Origin of the sequence: Mesorhizobium sp. M0244, from assembly GCF_040321795.1 — a bacterium.
Classification (GTDB): Bacteria; Pseudomonadota; Alphaproteobacteria; order Rhizobiales; family Rhizobiaceae; genus Mesorhizobium.
Map to the genome: position 1 here is coordinate 1 of NZ_JAMYSE010000007.1, position 20,665 is coordinate 20,665.

Annotated in this window: 17 protein-coding genes and 1 pseudogene; 10 read left to right on the plus strand and 8 right to left on the minus strand. The window is 63.8% G+C overall.

From position 1 onward, the window contains the following. The 8 genes and pseudogenes from NKJ08_RS07745 to NKJ08_RS07780 form a co-directional block, all read right to left on the minus strand. Nucleotides 1–601 (minus strand): annotated as a pseudogene (locus NKJ08_RS07745) (hypothetical protein); the annotation flags it as partial. Beyond that, a complete protein-coding gene (locus tag NKJ08_RS07750) occupies nucleotides 598–1,998 on the minus strand; it encodes an SWIM zinc finger family protein (RefSeq protein ID WP_352781588.1) in 1,401 nt (466 codons plus the stop codon). The pseudogene NKJ08_RS07745 and the gene NKJ08_RS07750, both read right to left, overlap by 4 nt. A gap of 171 nt (nucleotides 1,999–2,169) precedes the next feature. Further along, nucleotides 2,170–3,450: an amylo-alpha-1,6-glucosidase gene (locus NKJ08_RS07755; RefSeq protein WP_352781589.1), complete on the minus strand. Its 1,281-nt coding sequence runs from the start codon at nucleotides 3,448–3,450 to the stop codon at nucleotides 2,170–2,172. A 38-nt stretch (nucleotides 3,451–3,488) separates the two neighbouring features. After that, nucleotides 3,489–4,529, minus strand: coding sequence for an ABC transporter ATP-binding protein (locus tag NKJ08_RS07760; RefSeq protein ID WP_352781590.1), 1,041 nt, complete (start codon nucleotides 4,527–4,529; stop codon nucleotides 3,489–3,491). 21 nt (nucleotides 4,530–4,550) lie between these two features. Then, complete coding sequence (locus NKJ08_RS07765) at nucleotides 4,551–5,393, minus strand: carbohydrate ABC transporter permease (RefSeq protein WP_352781591.1); 843 nt, start codon at nucleotides 5,391–5,393, stop codon at nucleotides 4,551–4,553. Then, nucleotides 5,390–6,235: a carbohydrate ABC transporter permease gene (locus NKJ08_RS07770; protein ID WP_352781592.1), complete on the minus strand. Its 846-nt coding sequence runs from the start codon at nucleotides 6,233–6,235 to the stop codon at nucleotides 5,390–5,392. Before NKJ08_RS07770 ends, NKJ08_RS07765 begins: the two co-directional genes overlap by 4 nt. A gap of 75 nt (nucleotides 6,236–6,310) precedes the next feature. Further along, nucleotides 6,311–7,579: an ABC transporter substrate-binding protein gene (locus NKJ08_RS07775; protein WP_352529434.1), complete on the minus strand. Its 1,269-nt coding sequence runs from the start codon at nucleotides 7,577–7,579 to the stop codon at nucleotides 6,311–6,313. Nucleotides 7,580–7,615: 36 nt separating this feature from the next. Next, complete coding sequence (locus tag NKJ08_RS07780; RefSeq protein ID WP_352781593.1) at nucleotides 7,616–8,659, minus strand: LacI family DNA-binding transcriptional regulator; 1,044 nt, start codon at nucleotides 8,657–8,659, stop codon at nucleotides 7,616–7,618. Nucleotides 8,660–8,885: 226 nt separating this feature from the next. On the opposite strand from NKJ08_RS07780, the gene NKJ08_RS07785 reads away from it, so the two are divergent. From NKJ08_RS07785 to NKJ08_RS07830, 10 genes are all read left to right on the plus strand, one after another. Continuing rightward, on the plus strand, nucleotides 8,886–9,860 hold the full coding sequence (locus tag NKJ08_RS07785; RefSeq protein WP_352529437.1) for a sugar-binding transcriptional regulator: 975 nt from the start codon (nucleotides 8,886–8,888) through the stop codon (nucleotides 9,858–9,860). Nucleotides 9,861–9,904: 44 nt separating this feature from the next. Beyond that, on the plus strand, nucleotides 9,905–11,350 hold the full coding sequence (locus NKJ08_RS07790) for an ABC transporter substrate-binding protein (RefSeq protein ID WP_352781594.1): 1,446 nt from the start codon (nucleotides 9,905–9,907) through the stop codon (nucleotides 11,348–11,350). Between the two features lie 153 nt (nucleotides 11,351–11,503). After that, nucleotides 11,504–12,427: a carbohydrate ABC transporter permease gene (locus NKJ08_RS07795; RefSeq protein ID WP_352529441.1), complete on the plus strand. Its 924-nt coding sequence runs from the start codon at nucleotides 11,504–11,506 to the stop codon at nucleotides 12,425–12,427. Nucleotides 12,428–12,436: 9 nt separating this feature from the next. After that, a complete protein-coding gene (locus tag NKJ08_RS07800) occupies nucleotides 12,437–13,294 on the plus strand; it encodes a carbohydrate ABC transporter permease (protein WP_023676025.1) in 858 nt (285 codons plus the stop codon). A 4-nt stretch (nucleotides 13,295–13,298) separates the two neighbouring features. Next, nucleotides 13,299–14,417 carry an ABC transporter ATP-binding protein gene (locus NKJ08_RS07805; protein WP_352781595.1) on the plus strand — a complete coding sequence of 373 codons (1,119 nt, stop codon included), beginning with the start codon at nucleotides 13,299–13,301 and terminating at the stop codon, nucleotides 14,415–14,417. Beyond that, entirely contained in the window at nucleotides 14,414–15,538 is a 1,125-nt protein-coding gene (locus tag NKJ08_RS07810; protein ID WP_352776479.1) for an ABC transporter ATP-binding protein, read from the plus strand. Before NKJ08_RS07805 ends, NKJ08_RS07810 begins: the two co-directional genes overlap by 4 nt. Beyond that, on the plus strand, nucleotides 15,538–17,100 hold the full coding sequence (locus NKJ08_RS07815; RefSeq protein ID WP_352529447.1) for an FGGY-family carbohydrate kinase: 1,563 nt from the start codon (nucleotides 15,538–15,540) through the stop codon (nucleotides 17,098–17,100). The genes NKJ08_RS07810 and NKJ08_RS07815 overlap by 1 nt, the downstream gene beginning before the upstream one ends. A 7-nt stretch (nucleotides 17,101–17,107) precedes the next feature. Then, entirely contained in the window at nucleotides 17,108–18,148 is a 1,041-nt protein-coding gene (locus NKJ08_RS07820) for a 2-hydroxyacid dehydrogenase (RefSeq protein WP_352781596.1), read from the plus strand. A 19-nt stretch (nucleotides 18,149–18,167) separates the two neighbouring features. Beyond that, nucleotides 18,168–19,685 carry a glycerol-3-phosphate dehydrogenase gene (locus NKJ08_RS07825; protein WP_352781597.1) on the plus strand — a complete coding sequence of 506 codons (1,518 nt, stop codon included), beginning with the start codon at nucleotides 18,168–18,170 and terminating at the stop codon, nucleotides 19,683–19,685. Then, entirely contained in the window at nucleotides 19,685–20,623 is a 939-nt protein-coding gene (locus NKJ08_RS07830; RefSeq protein WP_352781598.1) for a sugar phosphate isomerase/epimerase family protein, read from the plus strand. The genes NKJ08_RS07825 and NKJ08_RS07830 overlap by 1 nt, the downstream gene beginning before the upstream one ends. Nucleotides 20,624–20,665 lie beyond the last annotated feature (42 nt).

Below are 20,665 nucleotides of genomic sequence, written 5' to 3' on the forward strand. Positions count from 1 at the left end.
CCCCCCCCCCGCCCGCGGGGGCTCCGCGGGCCGCGTGGCCCGTTCGGCCCCTGCGCCCGGCGGGGGCCGCGCCGCCCGCCATGCCGCCCCGGGGTCGGCCCCCCGCGGCGGGATAGAACTCATCCCAGTTTTCCGCCGTCAGTTTCTCTTGTGGGGCATGTCTTTCCCCATCCACACTTGCTTGCCAGTCGATCCATGGTGCGTAGACGTCCGGGCTGTTTTGATCCGACGCGCCAGGCATCCAGTCCATGGGATGGAGCACAAAGCCGCGGCTGGCGACAAGCGTCGCCACGCGCGTCTTGCGCCTCGTGTCGGCGGCGTGCTTCAGAGCGGCTCTCAACAACGGCCGAAACCGTCCCGGCAGCATGGGCAGGGCAAGTCTGGGCAGCGGCGGACGACGCTTCAGTGTCATCGGCGCCGCAGGCCGTAGCGCGACGTCGAGCGCTTGTGCGGCGATTGCCAGGAGCCGGCGCTCCTGTTCGTCGGGACTTGTACCGCCGGCGATTGCCTTCCAGTCGGCCGGAGCCAGATCGAAAGTGGCGCCGCCGGTGATCCAGCAATCGCGCATTGCCGCCAGGCCTGTTTGCTCGCCTTCGTTCACGCCAGATCAAGCCTCCCGAACTCGCTTTGCGCCGCCAGCAGGTCAAGCCGGGCGCCATTCCAGAGCGCTGCCGTGGCCGCAAGGTCGAGGCCGAGCAAGGTTTGATCTACCGCGCCGGCGATCGGCAAGGCGATCCCCTGCGGGTCATCCTCTGCCTGCCACCATGCCGTGCCCCGATCGTCTAGCAGGATCGCGCCGGGCGGCAACATGAGGGGACAATCGCCAATCCAAGGCGCGGCGTCCTGATGGGAAGCATGCGTCGCGAGCGGATCTTTCGCGGCGCCAAAAGCGAAATCGGGCCACGCGCCGGGCGCAACTTCCCCCATGCGCTCCGCCACCAGGGCGCGGAGCGGCATGCGTGATGGATAAAACACCAGCCGGGCATTGAAACGGTCGCCTGGTGCAAAAGCATTGGACCGGCGCCCGGCCGAAGCCGGGAAAAAATCGAGCAGCACGGCAAATTGCGGCGCAGCGCTCTTCAAATCGAGTAGCCAGGTCGAATGGCTGACCAGGCCATCGCGGCGGCTCTCGATCTTCTCGCCGAGAACCTCCCATAGGCTTTCAACCTGTTTTGCGTCCGGATTGGCGAGTACCTGCTCGCGGGTGTCAGAGGTCGATACAAGACGCTTCAACTCGGGATCGTCAGGCGCTGATCGCCAGGCTTTGGCCAGCAGCACAAGCTTGCCAAGCTCGCGGATTGCTGCATCGGGCCTTTCTTCGCTGCGCAGCGCCATCAACCGCGACGGGATCTCGTCGATACGGCCGGCGAGCGCGGTTGCCTTCATGTCGACCAGCCGCGCGGCAATCCGGCGGCAGCGGTCGCTGCTGGCGTCGACAAATCCGGAAAGACCGAGCCGCAACTGGTCGGCAATCCATTGGTCGAGCTCATCGAGCGCCGCCGACACTGCGTGGCGTGTGTCTTCCGCCCGCTTGCGCTGCGCTGCCTCGCGCCGCTCTACCGCCGCAACGTCTTCAACGGCTGCGCTCTCGTCCGGCCTTGAGGCTTCGCCAATGCTCTTGGCTTCCGCGCCCAGTGCCAGTTGCGTCGGCTGTGGCGTTGTCTTCCGGCGCCGGCCGAGCCAATCATTCACCCATTCCGGCGTCGTATCGGCAGCGGCAAAACTGGCTGGCGCCGTGGCGGCAATCCACATCAGGGCCAGCGTGTGCTTGCACGGGAATTTTCGCGAGGGGCAGGTGCATTTGTAGCCGTGATCGCCCGTGTCGACCACAACGCGATAAGGATTGGAGCCGGAGCCCTGGCATTCGCCCCAGATGAGCGCCTGCTGCTCATGTTTTTCGAGCCGCGGCCAGTTCGATCGTTTGGTGAGCTTGGAGGCGGCGCTCAGCGACGCCTGATCGGGAGCGAGCGCCTCAATGGTTTTCAGATCGAATTCCAAGCCGCGCATCTCCCGCCTTCGAAGCAGTATAGATAGCGTTTTGTGAAGAACTATTATAGCTCCGGCATGATGAAGATCGGCACGGCAGCTCAGCTGTGCAATCACTCTTTCGCTGCAAGCAGGCTTTGAAAGCCGGAGTGGCCGGCCGGGGCAGCCAATCGCGGCCGGCGCTCAGCCTCTGCCCTTCAAAAACTCGATCACCATTGCCGCGGTCCAGGTGAAGCGGCTGCCGCCGAGCGGCTCACCGCTGAGCGGGTCGTAATATTCGGCAAAGCCGCTCTCGGCGATCAGGTCGAGACTGGACTGCGTGATCCGTTGTGCCATTTGGCTGTGGCCGGCGGCGGCAAGGCCGTCGGCGATCATGTAGTTGACCACCAGCCAGACCGGGCCGCGCCAGTAACGCTTGGCATCGAAGCGCGCATCGCCAGGATCGTGCGAGGGGACGATATAGTGCGCCTTGCCGGCGATGCGCTCGATCGTGGCAGCGATGGCTGCGGCCCGGCTTTCCGGAATGGCCGCGAACACCGGCAGAAAGCCGCCGACCGAAGCGCTGTCAACAAGCTTTCCAGCCACTCGGTCAAAACAAATGTATTGGCCATGCGCGTCGCTCCACAGCCGCTCCATAGCCGCTACGCCCTTCTCGGCGCGGGCTCGGTTGGCGTTGGCGATGTCCTTCTCGCCGAGCGTCTCGGCGAGATCGGCGAGATCGGCGGCGGAACGGATCAGGATGGCATTGAAGCCAGGATCGACGACCTGGAACGGCGAGGCGTCGTGCAGCCGGGCGTTGTCCCAGCCAAGCCCGCGGAAATGCTGCAGCAGCCAGATGTAGCGGTCATACTGCGCCTTGGTTGGACGATGCGCCGGATCGGCGTGCAGGATGTCGCGGCGGGTGTAAGGTTCGACGCCTTCGGTCGGCACGCGCTCGAACGCGTCGTCCCAGTCGATCGAGTTGTCGCGGCCGGACTCCCATGGGTGGATTATGGCGACCAGTCCTTCGCCGTTCGGGTCGCGATTTTCGTAGAACCAGCGGTGCCAGGCGTCGATTTTCGGCAACAGCGCGCGGGCGCGCTCGACCGCCAGCGTTTTGTCCTTGGCCCGGTCGAACAGGCGGCGCACGGCAAAGCCGGCGACCGCCGGCTGGGTGATGCCGGAGGTGGCGGTCGGGCGGTTCGTTCGCCAGACCTCCGGTCCAGGGAAATAGCCGTCGCTCCAGACATGGAAGACGATGTGCGGCACCATGCCGTCCGGCCACTGGTGGGCGAACAGCGTGTCGATCTCGGTCCAGGCTCGGGCCTCGTCATAGTGGGCAAGACCGAGCGCGGTCAGGCAAGAATCCCAGTTCCACTGGAACGGGTAGAGGCCCTTGGTCGGTATGGTGTAGGTGCCTTGGTCGTTTTCCCTGAGCACCTCGACGGCGCGGGCGATGGTTTCGTCAATGGCAAGAGATATCATCGAGGCGTTCGTACTTTCAGGATCGAAGGGCGTGGGGATCAAAGTGCGTTGGTGGTTTCAGGATCGAACCAGCGGATGCGGTCGGGTTTGGGCGAAAGCCGCAAGTGATCGCCGACGGCAATCGTGGCATTCGATTCGAGAATGGCGCGGAACAGGCCGCCCTCGACATCGCAGGTGACCAGCGTGTGCGGTCCGAGCGGCTCGACGACGCGCACGGTGGCGCGCAGCCCCTCGTTGCCGGCGTCGACATCCTCGGGGCGAATGGCGAATTCTATCGTCTGCTTGTCCGACTTCGGGCCCGGCAGCGTCAGCTCGGCGACAGTCCAGCCGCCGTTCGCAGCCTTCGTCGCCGGGATGAAATTCATCGGCGGGTTGCCGATGAAGGAACCGACGAAGCGGGCCGCCGGATTGCGGTAGACCTCTACCGGCGAGGCGGCCTGGACGATATGGCCCTGATGCATGACGGCGATGCGGTCGGCCAGGCTCATCGCCTCGACCTGGTCGTGGGTGACGTAGATGGTGGTGGTTCTGGATGCGGCAAGCACGCCCTTGAGCTCGGCGCGCATTTCGAGCCGCAGCAGCGCGTCGAGGTTGGACAGCGGCTCGTCCATCAGGATGACGTCGGGCTCCATGGCGAGCGCCCGAGCGACAGCCACACGCTGGCGCTGGCCGCCGGAAAGCTGGCCGGAATAGCGCTTCAAAAGCTGCTCGATGTGCATGAGCTCTGCGGTGCGGTTGACGCGCCCCTCGACCTCCTGCTGCGGCAGCTTCTTCATGCGCAGGCCGAAGGCGATGTTCTCGAACACCGTCAGGTGCGGAAAGACGGCGTAATTCTGGAACACCATGGCGATGCCGCGTTCGCGCGGCGGCAGATGGTCGACGCGGCGGCCGCCGATCCAGACTTCGCCCTGGCTTGGCGTCTCCAGGCCGGCGACGATCCTTAGCAGCGTGGTCTTGCCGCAGCCCGAGGCGCCAAGCAGCACCATGAACTCCTGATCGGCGATAGTCAGATCGATCGAATGCAAAGCGGTGAAGCCGCCGAAGCGCTTTGCGACTTGTTTGATGGCGATCTCAGCCATCGGCGTTCTCGTTTGTGCGCGTCATCGGTTGGCGATCCCCCACATGGCGAACAAATATTTGCGGACGGCGAAGATGAAGATCAGCGCCGGGATGACCAAGGCCGCGCCGCCGGCGAATTTGAGGTAGAGCGGCGATTCGCCGAGGCTCTGCAGCAGGAAGGCGGTCAGCGTCCGGTTCTCGATCGTGAGCACGGCTGCGGCAAACACCTCGTTCCACGAGATGGTGAAGGCAAATACCGCCGATGCCGCGATGCCCGGCAGCGCCAGCGGCAGAATGACCTTGCGAAATGCCTGCAATCTTGTGCAGCCAAGCGTCCAGGCCGCTTCCTCCAGCTCGACCGGAATGCTGGAGAAGAGCGAGAAGGTAATCAGCACGGCAAACGGCAGCGCCAGCGTGGTATGGACCAGCGCCAGCCCGATCGCGGTATCGTCGAGGCCGGTACGGATGAACATTACCGCCAGCGGCAGCGCCAGCAGCGGCAGCGGGAAGGCGCGGGTCATCAGCACGAGGAAACGGAACGTTTCCTTGCCTGGGAAATCGAAGCGCGACAGCGCGTAGCCAGCCGGTGCGCCGAAGCCGATCGAGAGGATCATCGTCAGGGCAGCGACGAGGACCGAATTCCACAGCGCCTTGGCGACGCCGGCGAAATTGATGAAGAAGGAAAGGCTGCCGAAATCGAATGACGGGAAGAAGCGCTTGGGGAATGCGGTCACCTCTTCCGGCGACGACAGCGCGTTGACGATCAGCAGATAGATCGGCAACAGCACCCAGACGCAAAGCAGGATGACGGTGGCGACCAGCAGCCAGTTGCCGGCTTTGCGGGCCGCAGGCGCGGCGATCGACAGCTCCGCGACGGTGCTCATATCCGCGCCTCCTTCGGCACACGCAGCACCCGTAGGAAGAACAGCGTGAAGCCGATCGAGATGGCGAGGATGAACAGCGCCATGGCTGCGGCGACATTTCGGTCCTGCAGCGTGAACTGCCAGTTGTAGGTTTCGCCCATCAGCACCGGCAGATTGGTGCCGCCGAGTGCTGCAACCACTGCAAAGACCTCGAAGGCAAGGATGACGCGCAGAATGATCGCCGTCTGCAGGCTGGGGCGCAGCAGAGGCAGTGTGATCTTGACGAAGCGCTTCCACGGGCTCGCGCCGAAGACCTCGGCTGCCTCGTAATATTCCTTCGGGATCAGCCCCATGCCGGCGACCAGGATAACCATCATGATGGCGGTCGCACGCCAGATCTCTGCCAGCGCCACGGCGATGAAGATCATCAGCTTGCTCTGGTAGCCGAGGAACATGACCGGCCTGTCGATGACGCCGAGGTTGGAGAGCAAGGTGTTGAGGAAGCCGGACTGGTCGAAGATGGCGAGCCAAATCAGCCCGGCGGCGAGATCGGAGATGCCGAGCGGAATGGCGAAGATATAAAGCGCGGCGCTGCGCCCCGTTTCGAGCCGCGACACCACCGTTGCCATCAGCAGTGCCATGATCAGCTGGATCGGCACGACGACGGCGCTCAGCAGCAGCGTGTTGCGGATCGTGACCGGGAATTTCCAGCTGCCGGCCATGGTGCGGAAATTGTCGAGCGTAAAGCCGCCGTCGCGGGTGAACGCTTCGAAGGCGACCAGCGCGAACGGGTAGAGAAAGAAGACGCAAAGGAACAGCGTCGCCGGCATCAGCAGCAGATAGGGCAGGGCCTTGCCGTGCATGGAGCGATCTCTGTTCGGCGTTTGAAAAGGGGTGGGCGCCCGGCGCGCTAGAGTCCGGACGCCCGGGGAGGATTCTTAATCGACCGGGCAGGCGCCCTGCGATGGTTTGTCAGGCGCCCAGCATGGCGCCTTCGCCTGGTCGATGATCGCTTTCAGCGCCGTCGCCTGTTCGTCGAGCACGCCGTGCACGTCCTCGCCGCCGAGCACGATGCGCTCGAAACTGTCGGTGTAGATCTGGTTGAACTTGCCGCCGAGATCGCCGAGTCCCATCGGCAGTAGCGCCGGCAGCGCATCGGGAGCTCCGGTCATCGTGGCGATCGCCGGGCCGAAGGCCTTGACCGAGGCCGGCATGTCGTCGGGCAGCTTGACGTCGACGATCGGGAAGAAGTTCGTCGCCTTCAGTGTCGCGATCTGGGTTTCCGGCTTCAGCATATAGGCGACCAGCGCTTTGGCCTTGTCCATGTCGGGCGAGGTTTTTGGGATGGCGACGCCAGCGATCACCGGCATGTAGCCGCGGCCTGCCGGCCCGGCCGGCGCCGGGAAGGCGACGAACTCGTCGGGTTTCTGGTTGAAGGCGTCGGCGAGCCGCGCCACGTGATCGAACGCCACCCACACTTCGCCGGTCAGCAGCGGCTCCTGCATGAACGCATAATTGGTCGAATTCGGGTTGGTATACTGCCACAATTCCTTGAACTTGTTCCACGCCGTCTCGGCCTCCGCCGAGCGGAACTTGGTCACCATCGAACCGGTGTAGGACGGATAGAGGAAGCCCTCGAAGAAGCGGTGCTTCAGCCCTTTCGGACCGGCCGGAAAGCCGAATTTGGGCGAGCCGGTCTTCTCTGCGATGGTTTTTGCCCATTCGATCAGCTGGTCGTAGGTGATGGTGTTGAGATCGGTGCCGGCCGGCAGATATTGCAGCGCCTGCTTGTTTGCCGCCATCAGGAAGGTGGCCTGCATCCATGGCAGGTATTTCTGTTCGCCTGTGCCGAGCGTGCCGAGCTTCTTGTAGGCATCGTTGACCTTGACGCCGCCGACATCGATGCCAGACAGATCGACAAGGTTAGCGCCGACCGTGGAGAAGTCCCCGTGCAGGCCGCCAAGCACGCCGATGCTGCCGGAGCCGGCCTGCAGTTCGGCTTGCAGGCGGGTGAGCCAGGGCCCGTCCTCGGCGACTTGGTAATCGACCTGGCCGTCAAACCCCTTCAGCACCTCGCCGCGCATTTTCTGGGTCTCTTCCACGGGTCGCGCCTGTGTCGACCAGAACAACACCTGCTGGGCTTGTGCTGCGCCGGCAGCGAGCGACAGCGCCAGCACGGCACCTGCCAACGTCCTCAACGCATTCATCGTCATCTTCCTCCCTGGTTATGCGCCGCTAAGGCGTCAGTTCTGTCCTGTAGGTGCCGGACCATGGCTTGCCCGCGAGACAAGTGTCGGCCGGACCAGCCGCGTCAGCGGCGCGGCCGGCCTGTCGCCGATGACGGTCAGCAGCATCTCGCCGATCTCGCGCGCGCACTGGCGGATCGAGGCGTCGAAAGTGGTCAGCCCCGGCGGCGCGTAGGCGGAGGCGGCTATGTTGTCGAAGCCGATCACCGAAAGGTCGCGAGGAATGGCAAGGCCAGCGCGGGCTGCCTCTTCCATCACCGTCAGCGCCAGCTCGTCGAACAGCGCGACAATCGCCGTCGGCCGCTCCGCGACATGCAGCAACCGGTTGATCGCCTGGATGCGGGCACCGCGATCGAAACGCGGCGCTGTCGCCACATCGAGCCTGACCGACGGGTCGCCCCGGCGGGCGATCGCGGCAGCGAGCCCATCCTGTCGGAGATGGCGAAACGTCATTGGCTCGGAAATCGTCACCAGGCCGAAATGGCGGTGTCCGAGATCGTACAGCATGTCGAAGGCTTCGCCGAAAGCATACGCGCCATCGGTATCGAGCCAATGATAGGCAAAGTCGCCGTCGAGCAGCCGGCCATGCGCGACGAACGGGAAATTGCGTTGGCGCAGATACGCAAGCCGCTCGTCGACCTCGGCGATACGGGTGACGACGACGCCGTCGGCGCGCCCCGATTCCACGACATGGCGGAGCACGGAAAGCTCGGACTGGCCCTGCGCCGCTGCGGCCAGAATCAGGTCGGAGCCGTGCGAAACCAGCCCTTCGCCCAACCCGGTGACGAATTCGCCGAGGAAGGAATCGACCAGATTGGGACCGCGGATCGGCAGCACCATGCCGACAAAGCCGCTGCGGCCGGAGACCAGCGTGCGGGCTGCCGTGTTCGGCACGTAGCCGGCCTGGCGCGCGGCCTCGGTGACACGTTGGCGCGTTTTCAAGGCGATCTGCTCGTGGCCGGCAAGGGCGCGCGAAACGGTGGTGATCGACAGGCCGAGCTGCGCAGCAAGTTCTTTGAGGGTAGTAACGCGGGCCGGCATCGTTCCTCCGAACGGAGTTTGAAACGTTTGTAATCGGTTCTGGCTAAATTGCAAACGTTTTAGAACATGCCCGAGCAGTCCCCGCTAATTCGCGCGACCCCTGTTTGGCCAAGACCGACGCTCGGCCGGCAAGCCCAAACGAAGATTTAAACGCTGCGGTTGCTTGACTCGGGCGACGCCTTGTGAAAAATTTTGCAGCAACTGATAAAAATATCAAAGGGCGGAAATGGTTGGTTTTGGCAACGGCCTGCTGCGCGACGATGAGACCGGGATGGCAGCCCGTGCCGCCTGGCTTCACTATGCCGGCGGCCTGACCCAGTCGGAGGTCGCCAAGCGGCTCGGCCTGACCAGCCTCAAGGCGCATCGCCTCATCACCAAGGCCAATCAGGAAGGCCTGGTCAAAGTCTATATCGACGGCGAAGTCTCCGAATGCGTGGAGCTCGAGGACGAGTTATCCGGCCGTTACGGCCTCGACTATTGCGAGGTGGTTCCGGATTTCGATGCCGAAGACCTGCCGCTCAAGGCGCTTGGCATTGCCGGCGCGCAGTTTCTCAAGCGCGAGATCGAACGTGGCGAGGAGACGCTGATCGGCGTCGGCCATGGCCGCACACTTGCCGCCTGCGTCGAATATCTGCCGCGCATATCGGCCGGCAGGATACGTTTCGTTTCCCTGCTTGGCGGCCTGACGCGCAAGTTCTCGGCCAATCCGCATGACGTCATCCACCGCGTCGCCGAACGGACCGGTGCGGAGGCCTATGTGATGCCGGTGCCGATGTTCGCCAACACCGTCGAGGATCGAACGGTGCTGCTCGGGCAGAAGGGCGTCAGCGATGTCTTCGACCTCGCCAAGACCGCCGACTTGCTCATTGCCGGCATCGGCACCGCCGAGCGTGAGGCCTCGCTTGTCGCCACCGGCATGATCGAGAAGGGCGAGATGGAGGAGATCCGCCGCAACGGCGGCGTCGGCGAACTGCTCGGCCATTTCTTCGACGATGCCGGAAAGGCTGTTGCGACGACGCTTTCTAACCGGGCGCTGGCACTGGCGCGCGAAGACATCAGCAACCGCAGGATTGTCGCCGTCGCCGGCGGCAAGGTGAAGGTTCGCGCCATCAAGTCAGTGCTGGAGGGCCGCTATCTCAAAGGCCTGATAACCGACGAGCGGACGGCGCGATCGCTCGTGGAACAGACGCCGGTCGGGTAGCCGGCAGCCATTTCGTTGAAACTACCCTGTGGAGGAGAAGAGAAATGCATGAGAAAGAGAAAGACCTCATCGACGCGTTCCTGCGTGGACAAGTCGACCGCCGTGGGCTGATCAAGGGCCTCGGTGCAATGGGCCTTGCCGCCAGCACAGCCGGTACACTGCTCAATTTCGGGCAGACCCGCGCCCTGGCGGCTGATTTCGACTGGCAGGCGCATAAGGGCAAGACCATCAAGCTGTTGCTCAACAAGCATCCTTACGCCGATGCGATGATTGCCAACCTCGACAATTTCAAGAAGCTGACCGGCATGGAAGTCGTCTATGACGTGTTCCCCGAAGACGTCTATTTCGACAAGGTTACCGCCGCGCTGTCGGCCAGCTCGCCCGAATACGATGCCTTCATGACCGGCGCCTACATGACCTGGACCTACGGTCCGGCCGGCTGGATCACCGACCTCAATGAATGGATCAAGGATCCGGCCAAGACCAACCCGAAATATGCCTGGGACGACTTCCTGCCCGGCGTCAAGAACTCCTGCGCCTGGAACGGCCAGCCGGGCGGCGCGCTCGGTTCGGCAGACGCCAAGCAATGGTGCATTCCGTGGGGCTTCGAGCAGAACAACATCACCTACAACAAGGGCATGTTCGACAAGGTCGGGGTCAGCGTTCCCGGCAATATGGATGAAATGGTCGCTACGGCGGCGAAGCTCACCAAGGACGTCGGTGGCGGCGTCTACGGCATCGGCGTGCGCGGCTCGCGCTCCTGGGCGACGATCCACCCGGGCTTCCTGTCGGCTTACGCCAATTTCGGCCAGAAGGATCTGAACGTCTCGGCTGACGGCAAGCTGTCGGCCGCGATGAGCACCGCCGAATCCAAGGCTTTCCACAAGCAGTGGGTCCAGATGATCCAGGAGAGCGGCCCCAAGGACTGGTCGACCTACACCTGGTATCAGGTCGGCACCGATCTCGGTGCAGGCGCTTCGGCGATGATTTTCGACGCCGATATCCTCGGCTACTTCATGAATGGCGGCGACAACAAGATGGCCGGCAAGCTCGCCTTTTCGGCGTTTAAGGCCAATCCCGCCGCCAAGGCACCGACGCCCAACATCTGGATCTGGTCGCTGTCGATGTCCAACTTCTCGAAGGACAAGGACGCCACCTGGTACTTCATGCAATGGGCATCCGGACCCGAGCATGCATTGTTCGGTGCGACCAAGATGGACTTCGTCAATCCGGTGCGTCAGTCGGTCTGGAACGACGAGATGTTCCGCGAGAAGCTGAACAAGAGCTATCCGGGCTATGTCGAGATGTTCGACGTCTCGGCGCCGGGCGCCAGCATCAAGTTCACCCCGCAGCCGCTGTTCTTCGATCTCACCACCGAATGGGCGGCGACGCTGCAGAAGATGGTGGCCAAGGAAGTGCCGGTCGACGAGGGCCTCGACAAGCTGGCCGAGAGCATCAACGGCCAGCTCAAGGAAGCCGGGCTCGGCTAAGCCGCGGCCAGGGCTGGCCCGTCCCACGGGCCAGCCTTTGGGATGTTATACGTTTGCGACGCGGTACCGAGCGGTACCGCCTGCTCGCCCGACCGGCCGCCTTGCTCCCTTGGGCGGCCGGGACGGCGAAGCAACAGGATGACGGAGCAGCAGATGACTGCGGCGACAATACAAAGAAACAGGCCGTCGGGCTTCAGGATCAGCAAGCGGGTGCTGCCCTACCTCCTCAGCTTGCCGGCCCTGCTGGTCTGCATCGGCATTCTGATCCCGTTCTTCACATCCGTGGTCTATTCTTTCCAGCGCTACCGGTTGAGCCAGCCCTGGGCGCGGCAGTTCAACTGGGGCGACAACTACATCTCGTTCTTCACTGACCCGAAGTTCTGGAACACGCTGCAGGTGTCGCTGCTCTACGCCGGCATCACCGTCGTGCTCGAGCTGCTTCTCGGTCTCGGCATCGCCATGCTGCTGCAGAAGCGCTCGACGCTGAACAACTTCATCTCGATCATGCTGTTGATGCCGCTGATGACGGCGCCGGCGCTCGCCGCGCTGATGTGGAAGCTGATGACCAATCCCGGCTTTGGCGTGCTCAGCTATCTCGCCAGCCTGATCGGGCTGCAGGATTTCCGCTGGGCCTCGTCTCCCTCCACGGCACTGCTCACCGTCGTGCTTGTCGACGTCTGGGTCTACACGCCCTTCATCATGATCCTGCTGCTTGCCGGCCTGCGCAGCCTGCCGACGCAGCCCTTCGAGGCGGCAGCGCTCGACGGCGTGCCACGCAGTTTCGTGTTCTTCCGCATCACCTTGCCGATGCTGACTCCCTACATCCTGACGGCGACGCTGTTCCGCCTGCTTGATTCCATCCAGCAGTTCGACATCATCTACGCTATGACGCAGGGCGGTCCGGGCGATACGCTGACCGTCTTCCAGGTCGAGGCCTATCTCAACTTCTTCCAGTCGACCAATGTCGGCCGCTCGGCGGCACTGATGATCATCCTGTGGGCGATCACCTATTTCCTCTCGAACATTTTCATCAAGAACTGGCTGCGGCTGCGCGAACGCGCCCGCGGCCAGGCATAGGAGGCTGGCATGGAACACACCTCCCTTCTCGAACGCATCCTGCGCGGCATAGCCCTGGCGCTGGTCGTGATCTTCTTCATGTTCCCGATCGTCTGGATCCTGATGATGTCGTTCCAGACCAACGAGACAATCCTGCGGATCCCGCCGCAGCTTGTCTTCGAGCCGACGCTCGCCAACTACACTGCGCTGATCACCGGCAAGCTGATGACTGCGGCCGGCACGCTCGACATCGCCTTCATGCGCAATCTCTGGAATTCCGTCTTCCTGTCGGTCACCTCGGTTGCCGTCGCGTTGCTGCTCGGCGTGCCGGCAGCCTATGCGTTCGCACGGCACAAGTTCCGCGGCTCGGAGGACATCGCCTTCACGCTGCTGTCGTTCCGGTTCGCGCCGGCGCTGCTGGTGCTTTTGCCGCTCACCCTCTATTTCCAGAAGCTCGGGCTGGCCAATACCTATATCGGGCTGATCTGGGTCTACCAGCTGATCTGCCTGCCGCTGATCCTGTGGATCGTGCGCGGCTATTTCGAGGATATTCCGGCCGATATCGAATATGCCTACCGCATTGCCGGCCATTCCTGGTTTGCCACGTTCCGCAAGATCGCGCTGCCGCTCGCCGGCCCGGGCATTGCCGCTGCCGGCCTGCTCGCCTTCATCTTCGCCTGGAACAATTTCGTCTTTGCGCTGGTGCTCGCTTCGGCCGACAAGCAGCCGGTGACGGTCGGCGCGCTGGCCTTCATCACCTCCTCCGGCATCCAGTACGGCCAGATCTCGGCCGCGATCGTGCTGTCGATCACGCCGACGCTGGCGCTCGCGCTTTATGCGCAACGCTATCTCGTCGAAGGCCTGTCGCTTGGCGCGGTGAAAGGATAGTCCGATGGCAAGCCTCGAACTGCGAAACATCGTCAAGCGCTACAAGAGCCAGACCGTTCTCGACAATCTGTCGCTGACCGTCGCCGACGGCGAAACGCTGGTCCTGTTCGGGCCGTCCGGCGCCGGCAAGACGGTGCTGCTGCGGCTGGTCGCCGGCGTCATCGACCCCGACGAGGGAAAGATCCTCATCGGCGGCGAGGACATGACCGACGTCAACGCCGAGTTCCGCGGCGTCGGCATGGCCTTCCAGAATTTCGCGCTGTTCCCGCATATGACCGCGTTCGACAACATTGCTACGCCTCTGCAGGCGAAGCATTCGTCGCAGGGCGCGATCAGGGCCGGCGTCGAGAGCGTCGCCAAGCTGTTGAAGATCGGCCATGTGCTCAGCCACAAGCCGCGGGCGCTGTCCAACGGCCAGAAGCAGCGCACCGCGCTTGCCCGCGCCCTGGTCGGCTCGCCGCCGCTTCTGCTGCTCGATGATCCCTTGCGCAACGTCGATGCCAAATTGCGTTTCGAAATGCGGCTCGAACTGCCAAGGCTGCTCGCCGATCGTGGCGCAACCGTTGTCTACGTCACCCAGGACTACAAGGAGGCGATGGCGCTCGGCGACCGCATCGCGGTGATGTCGCAAGGCGTCGTCAAACAGCTCGGCACGCCCGAACAGATCTATCGCGAGCCGGCCAACGTCGAGATCGCCCGGCTGTTCGGCGACCCGACCATCAACCTGCTCGACGTCAAGCCGTCACGGGACGCCAAGGGCATCTATGTCGGCCTCTCCAATGTCCAGGTCCATCTGGCCGGCGCGCATGAGGCGGCGGTCGGCCGTGACTGCGTCATCGGCTTGCGGCCGGAGGCGCTGGCCTTCGTCGACGAAGGTACTCAGGGCGCCATTCCGGTGACGGTCGAGGCCGAGACGCCGCTCAACGAGAAGATCGTCACGCTGGTGCGCACCGTGCGTGGCCGTGAAATCCTGGTCTCGCGTCCGTCCGGAACACCGGGCCAATCCGAGGGCAGGGCCCATATCGCCGTCGACAGCAAAAGCGCCCTGCTGTTCGATCGGGCACGTGGCGAGCGTATCGGCTCGAAAAACGTCGTCAATTTGCGCAGCGGAGAAGCGGCATGAGCCCGAGCGCAATCACCCTCTCAGGCGTCGACAAGTTCTACGGTCCGATCGACCGCGGCGTGCACGCCGTCAAGAACCTGACGATGGAAATCGCCAAGGGCGAGATCGTGGCGCTGCTCGGCTCGTCCGGCTGCGGCAAGACCTCGACATTGCGCATGATCGCAGGTTTCGAAGAGGTCTCGCGTGGCACGATCTCGGTTGCCGGCCGCAAGGTGCACACACTGCCGCCGGTCAAGCGCAACGTGGCGATGGCGTTCGAGGGCTATTCGCTCTATCCGCCGCTGACCGTGCGCGAGAACATGGCCTTCGCCCTCAAGGCGGCCAGGCTGCCGAAGAGCGAGGTCGATGCAAAAGTTGCCAGCATCGCCAAGCTGCTCGAGATCGAGGACATTCTCGAGCGCTATCCGAGTTCGATCTCCGGCGGCCAGCAGCAGCGCGCCAGCCTTGGCCGGGCGCTGATCCGCAAAGCCGACCTGCATCTGCTCGACGAGCCGATGGGCCAGCTCGAGCCGCAGCTCCGCGCCGTGCTGCGCGGCCGCATCAAGCACTTCATCAAGGAGCGCGGCCTGACCGCGATCCTGGTCACCCACGACCAGACCGAGGCCAACGCGCTGGCAGACCGCATAGCTGTCATGGAAGGCGGCGTGCTGCAGCAGTTCGACACGCCCGACAGGCTCAAGGAGCGGCCGGCAAACCTGTTCACCGGCACCTTCGTCGGCGAGCCGCCGATGAATGTCTTCGAGGCCTATGTCGGCACGGCTGACGGCAAGATCAATCTCAAGCTGCCCGACGGTCTTTCGCTCGATTACGACAAGGACGCGTTCAGCGGCCCGGTTCGCGACGAATTGCTCAACCGGCAGCGCGTCGTCATTGGTGTCAGGCCCTATGCAGTCCGCCGTTCGAAGGACGGAGTGCCGGCCACCGTTTCGGCCAATCAATGGCTTGGCGATCAGACCCATATCGCCGCCGATTTCGCCGGCGGTTCGCTGGTTCTGGTCGAGCATGACCGGACCCGCCTGGATCTCGGTGCGCCGATCAAGGTCAGCATCGATCCGAAAAACCTGCACGTCTTCGATCAGGCGAGCGGCAACGCCATTTCGCACGGCACGGAGCTTGCCTGATGCGGGATGTGCTGATCGGCATCGACGCCGGCACGTCTGTCATCAAATCCGTCGCCTTCGACACGGCGGGCAGGCAGATCGCGGTCGCCGCGCTGCCCAACAAATACGAGACACTACCGGGCGGCGGCGCCGAGCAGGACCTGACACGCACCTGGGCCGATACCGCGACGACCTTGCGCCAACTCGCCGACAAGGTGCCGGACCTAGCCAGCCGGACCATTGCCATTGCCGTGACCGGCCAAGGCGACGGCACCTGGCTGATCGACAAGGATGGTGCGCCGGTGGCCAAGGGCTGGCTGTGGCTCGACGCGCGCGCTGCCGCGGTCGTCGAGGAGATCCGCGCGCGGCCCGAGGACCGGCTGCGCTTCGAAAAGACCGGCAGCGGGCTCGCTGCCTGCCAGCAGGGATCGCAGTTCGTCTTCATGAAGCGCCACATGCCCGCGATGCTTGCCAATGCAGCGACGGCGTTCCACTGCAAGGACTGGCTCTATTTCAAGTTGACCGGCCAACGCGCCACCGACCCGTCCGAAGGCACCTTCACCTTCGGCGATTTCCGCACGCGCGGCTATTGCGATGATGTGCTTGAGGTGCTCGGCGTCACCGATCTCAGGCATTTACTGCCGCCCATCATCGATGGCACCAGGCAAAGCACAGGGCTGTCGGCGGCAGCGGCAGAGGCGACCGGACTGCTCTCCGGCACGCCGGTCGTTCTGGCCTATGTCGATGTCGCCTGTACCGCGCTCGGCGCCGGCCTGTTCGATCGCGAGCGCAAGTCCGGCTGCTCGATCATCGGCTCAACGGGCATGCATATGCGGCTTGCCGAGACGCCGGACGAGGTGCTGCTCAACGAGGCTGCAACCGGCTACACGATGACGATGCCGGCGCCAGGCGTCTTTGCGCAGATGCAGTCGAACATGGCGGCAACGCTCAACATCGACTGGGTTCTCGGCCTCGCCTCCGGCATTCTCGCCTCGCAAGGTATCACGCGGACCAATGGCGAGATGATCGCGCTGGTCGACCAGTGGATATCGTCGTCCGAGCCAGGCTCGCTGCTCTACCAGCCCTATGTCTCGGAGGCGGGCGAGCGCGGGCCGTTCGTCGATGCCAATGCCAGGGCCGGCTTCGTCGGCATTTCGTCCAGGCACGGCTATGCTGATATGGTTCGTGCGGTCTTCGAGGGGCTGGCTTTCGCGGCACGCGATTGCTACGCCGCCATGGGGCCGCTGCCCAAGGAAATCCGCCTGACCGGCGGAGCGGCCAGGAGCCCGGCTCTGCGCAAGATCCTGGGTGCTGCGGTCGGCGCCGACATTCGCACCAGCGAGCGCGAGGAGGCCGGTGCTGCGGGCGCTGCGATGATTGCTGCGGTCTGCGTCGGCCAGTACGCATCGATGGACGATTGCGTCAGTGAATGGGTCACGCCTTTGCTCCGTGCGGCCGAACCTAGCGACCGAAAACTTGCCGCTGCCTACGAGGCGATTGTTCCGTCCTACACATTGGCGCATGAGGCGCTGCGGCCGGTCTGGCGTTCGCTGGCCGCATCCAGACAAACTGACGTGAATTGAGAAGAGCATGCCCAACAAAATTGCGATCATCGGCGACCGCTTCATGCTTCCGGAAGTGTTTCGCGAGAAAATCGAAGCGGCCTGCGGCGATAATCTCGACATCCGCACCATTGAGACCGCATGGCCCGACGAGCCGATGGAATTCGGCAATGCGGCGCTCGGCCTCGACAGGGTCAAGGAATATTTCGGTGATCCGGACGAGGTGGTCGATTTTATCGGCGACGCCGAAATCTTCGTCACCCAGCTTGCGCCGCTCTCCGAAACCATGATGCAGCGCTTGCCGACGCTCAGGCTGGTTGCGGTATCGCGCGGCGGGCCGATCAACATCGACATGGCTGCTGCAAAGGCTTATGGCATCACGGTGGTCAATGTGCCCGGCCGCAACGCCAGCGCGGTGGCCGAGTTCACCATCGGCGCCATTCTCGCCGAGACGCGGCTGATCCGCGTCGGCCACGAAGCCTTGCGCAAGGGCGAGTGGCGCGGCGATCTCTACCGCGCCGACCGCACCGGCCGCGAGCTCAACGAAATGACCGTTGGCGTCATCGGCTATGGCAATATCGGCACCAGGCTGGTTCGGCTGCTGCGCGCATTCGGCTGCCGCATCCTGGTCTCCGATCCCTATGTGCAATTGAGCGTCGAGGACCGCAATGCCGGCGTCGAGCTGGTTGCGCTGGACGATCTCCTGTCGCGCTCCGATGTGGTCACGCTGCATTCCCGGGTCACCGAGGAGACGCGCGGCCTGATCGGCAAGGACGCCATTGCCCGGATGAAGCCCGGCGTGATCTTCGTCAATACCGCGCGCGGACCGCTGGTCGACTACGATGCGCTCTACGAGGGGCTCGTCTCGGGGCAGATCGGCAGTGCCATGCTGGAGACGTTCGCCGTCGAGCCGGTGCCGGCCGACTGGCCGCTGCTGCAGCTGCCGAATGTGACGCTGACGCCGCATATCGCCGGCGCGTCGGTACGCACGGTGACTTATGCTGCCGAGCAGGCGGCCGAGGAAGTGCGCCGCTTCATCGCCGGCCTGCCGCCGGTCAATCCATGCTGACGACAGGGCATAGGGCGAGATGAGCGGTGACAGCGAAATCGTCGATCTCTTCGTCATTGGCGGCGGCGTCAATGGCGCCGGCATTGCGCGCGATGCAGCAGGCCGGGGGCTGTCGGTCATCCTCTGCGAAAAAGACGATCTCGCCGAAGGCACCAGTTCGCGATCGGGAAAGCTCGTCCATGGCGGTTTGCGCTATCTCGAATATTACGAGTTCCGCCTGGTGCGGGAGGCGCTTATCGAGCGCGAGGTGCTGCTGGAATCCGCGCCGCACATCATCTGGCCGATGCGCTTCGTGCTGCCGCACAGCCCGGATGATCGGCCGGCCTGGCTGGTCCGGCTCGGCCTGTTCCTCTACGACCATCTTGGCGGCCGCAAGCGGCTGCCGGCCACCCGCACGCTCGACCTGCGCACCGCACCCGAAGGCGCGCCGATCAAGGACAGCTTCAAGCGCGGCTTCGAATATTCCGACTGCTGGGTCGACGACGCCCGCCTGGTCGTCATCAATGCGCTCGACGCCGCGGAGCGTGGGGCCAGGATATTCACCCGCACCGCCTGTACCGCCGCCCGTCGCGAAAGCGGCCTGTGGTCGGTGGAGATGCGCGACGGTCGAACCGGCGTTAGGACCACGGTCCAGGCGCGGGCGCTGGTCAACGCCGCCGGTCCTTGGGTCAACGACGTCATCAACCGCGTGGCCGGCCAGAATTCCAGGCGCAACGTCCGCCTGGTCAAGGGCAGCCACATCGTCGTGCCGAAATTCTGGGAAGGGCGGCAGGCCTATCTCGTCCAGAACAGTGACAAGCGCGTGATCTTCATCAATCCCTACCAGAACGACCTCGCGCTGATCGGCACCACCGACATTCCTTATGAAGGGCGGCCGGAGGACGTGACCGCCGATGCCAGCGAGGTCGATTACCTGATTAAGGTGGTCAACCGCTATTTCAAGCGCCAGCTTGTGCGCAGCGACGTCGTCTACTCGTTTTCCGGAGTCAGGCCGCTCTATGACGACAATGCCGACAATCCGAGCGCAGTGACCCGCGACTATATTTTCGAGCTCGACGCGGCGGAGGGACAGGCGCCGCTGCTTTCCGTCTTCGGCGGCAAGATCACAACCTTCCGCAAATTGGCCGAGCACGCGCTCGACCGCATCGCCCCGTTCTTTCCGAAGATGGGCAGGCCATGGACCTCGAAAGGGCATCTGCCCGGCGGCGATATCGCCAATGCCGATTTCGAGCAGTTTCTCGGCGACCTCGGCCATGAATTCCCCTGGATGCCGGCCTCGCTGGTCAAGCATTATGGCCGGCTCTACGGCACAAGGACGCGCGATCTGGTCGGCGCGGCCGGCTCGCTCGCCGAACTGGGGCGGCGCTTCGGGAAGGATTTTTTCGAACGCGAAGCCAATTACCTGTTCGAGCATGAATGGGCCGAGACCGCGGCCGATATTCTCGAACGGCGCACCAAGCACGGACTGCATCTGTCCGCCGCGGAAAGAACCGCCTTCGAAGACTGGTGTTCGAGCCGGCTGGCGAAGGCAGGCTGATGGCTTTCACGCTGTCCCTCAACACCAATCCGCTGGTCAACCGTTTCGCCGAACCGGACGATCTGATCGATGCGATCGCTTACGACATCGGCATCAGGGACGTGCAGCTCACGCATGAATTCGTCAATCCCGGCTGGCCGGCGGCGACGATCTCGAAATTCCTCCGCCTATTCCGCACCGCGCTCAACCGCACCGGCGTGCGCGTGACCTCCGCGATGACCGGGCCTTACGGCCGGCTCAATCATTTCGGCCATCCCGACCCCGACGTGCGGCGCTATTATGTCGACTGGTTCAAGACCTTTGCCGAAATTTCGGCCGAGCTCGGCGCCGGCGGCATGGGCACGCAATTCGCGATCTTCACCCATCGTGACTATGACGATCCGGAGCGTCGCGCGCGGCTTTTCGAGATTGCGCTGGAATGCTGGCGCGAGGTCGCCGAACACGCTAGGGCCGCCGGCTTGACCTACCTGTTCTGGGAGCCGATGTCGGTTAGCCGCGAGTTCGGCCATACGATCGAAAGCTGCCGGACGCTGCAGGGCGAAATCGACGCGGCCGGCATGGCGATCCCGCTCAAGATGATGGTCGACATCGACCATGGCGATGTTACCTCAAGCAATCCAGGGGACATCGATCCTTATGCCTGGGCCGAAGCCTTTCCAAAGAAATCGCCGATCATCCATGTCAAGCAGTCGTCGATGAACAAGGGCGGTCATTGGCCGTTCACCGCCGCCTACAACAAGGACGGCCGCATCACGCCGGAAAAGCTCCTGGAGACGGTGCGTCGCGGCGGCGGCGTCGACAATGAGATCTGCCTCGAATTGTCGTTCCGCGAGCGCGAGCCCATCGACCACCAGGTCATCGCCATGATCCGCGAGTCGGTCGACTACTGGGCGCCGTTCATCGAGACCGGCAGGGCCGATCTTTTGCCGCGAGCATGATGGATGAGCAGGAGCCGATGCGGCTCCTGCTTGGAACCCGAG

Excerpts from the sequence above, each read along its gene's own strand:
- NKJ08_RS07755 (WP_352781589.1), bottom strand. The coding sequence starts at position 3,450 with ATGATATCTCTTGCCATTGACGAAACCATCGCCCGCGCCGTCGAGGTG.
- NKJ08_RS07760 (WP_352781590.1), bottom strand. The coding sequence starts at position 4,529 with ATGGCTGAGATCGCCATCAAACAAGTCGCAAAGCGCTTCGGCGGCTTC.
- NKJ08_RS07765 (WP_352781591.1), bottom strand. The coding sequence starts at position 5,393 with ATGAGCACCGTCGCGGAGCTGTCGATCGCCGCGCCTGCGGCCCGCAAA.
- NKJ08_RS07770 (WP_352781592.1), bottom strand. The coding sequence starts at position 6,235 with ATGCACGGCAAGGCCCTGCCCTATCTGCTGCTGATGCCGGCGACGCTG.
- NKJ08_RS07775 (WP_352529434.1), bottom strand. The coding sequence starts at position 7,579 with ATGAATGCGTTGAGGACGTTGGCAGGTGCCGTGCTGGCGCTGTCGCTC.
- NKJ08_RS07780 (WP_352781593.1), bottom strand. The coding sequence starts at position 8,659 with ATGCCGGCCCGCGTTACTACCCTCAAAGAACTTGCTGCGCAGCTCGGC.
- NKJ08_RS07785 (WP_352529437.1), top strand. The coding sequence starts at position 8,886 with ATGGTTGGTTTTGGCAACGGCCTGCTGCGCGACGATGAGACCGGGATG.
- NKJ08_RS07790 (WP_352781594.1), top strand. The coding sequence starts at position 9,905 with ATGCATGAGAAAGAGAAAGACCTCATCGACGCGTTCCTGCGTGGACAA.
- NKJ08_RS07795 (WP_352529441.1), top strand. The coding sequence starts at position 11,504 with ATGACTGCGGCGACAATACAAAGAAACAGGCCGTCGGGCTTCAGGATC.
- NKJ08_RS07800 (WP_023676025.1), top strand. The coding sequence starts at position 12,437 with ATGGAACACACCTCCCTTCTCGAACGCATCCTGCGCGGCATAGCCCTG.
- NKJ08_RS07805 (WP_352781595.1), top strand. The coding sequence starts at position 13,299 with ATGGCAAGCCTCGAACTGCGAAACATCGTCAAGCGCTACAAGAGCCAG.
- NKJ08_RS07810 (WP_352776479.1), top strand. The coding sequence starts at position 14,414 with ATGAGCCCGAGCGCAATCACCCTCTCAGGCGTCGACAAGTTCTACGGT.
- NKJ08_RS07815 (WP_352529447.1), top strand. The coding sequence starts at position 15,538 with ATGCGGGATGTGCTGATCGGCATCGACGCCGGCACGTCTGTCATCAAA.
- NKJ08_RS07820 (WP_352781596.1), top strand. The coding sequence starts at position 17,108 with ATGCCCAACAAAATTGCGATCATCGGCGACCGCTTCATGCTTCCGGAA.
- NKJ08_RS07825 (WP_352781597.1), top strand. The coding sequence starts at position 18,168 with ATGAGCGGTGACAGCGAAATCGTCGATCTCTTCGTCATTGGCGGCGGC.
- NKJ08_RS07830 (WP_352781598.1), top strand. The coding sequence starts at position 19,685 with ATGGCTTTCACGCTGTCCCTCAACACCAATCCGCTGGTCAACCGTTTC.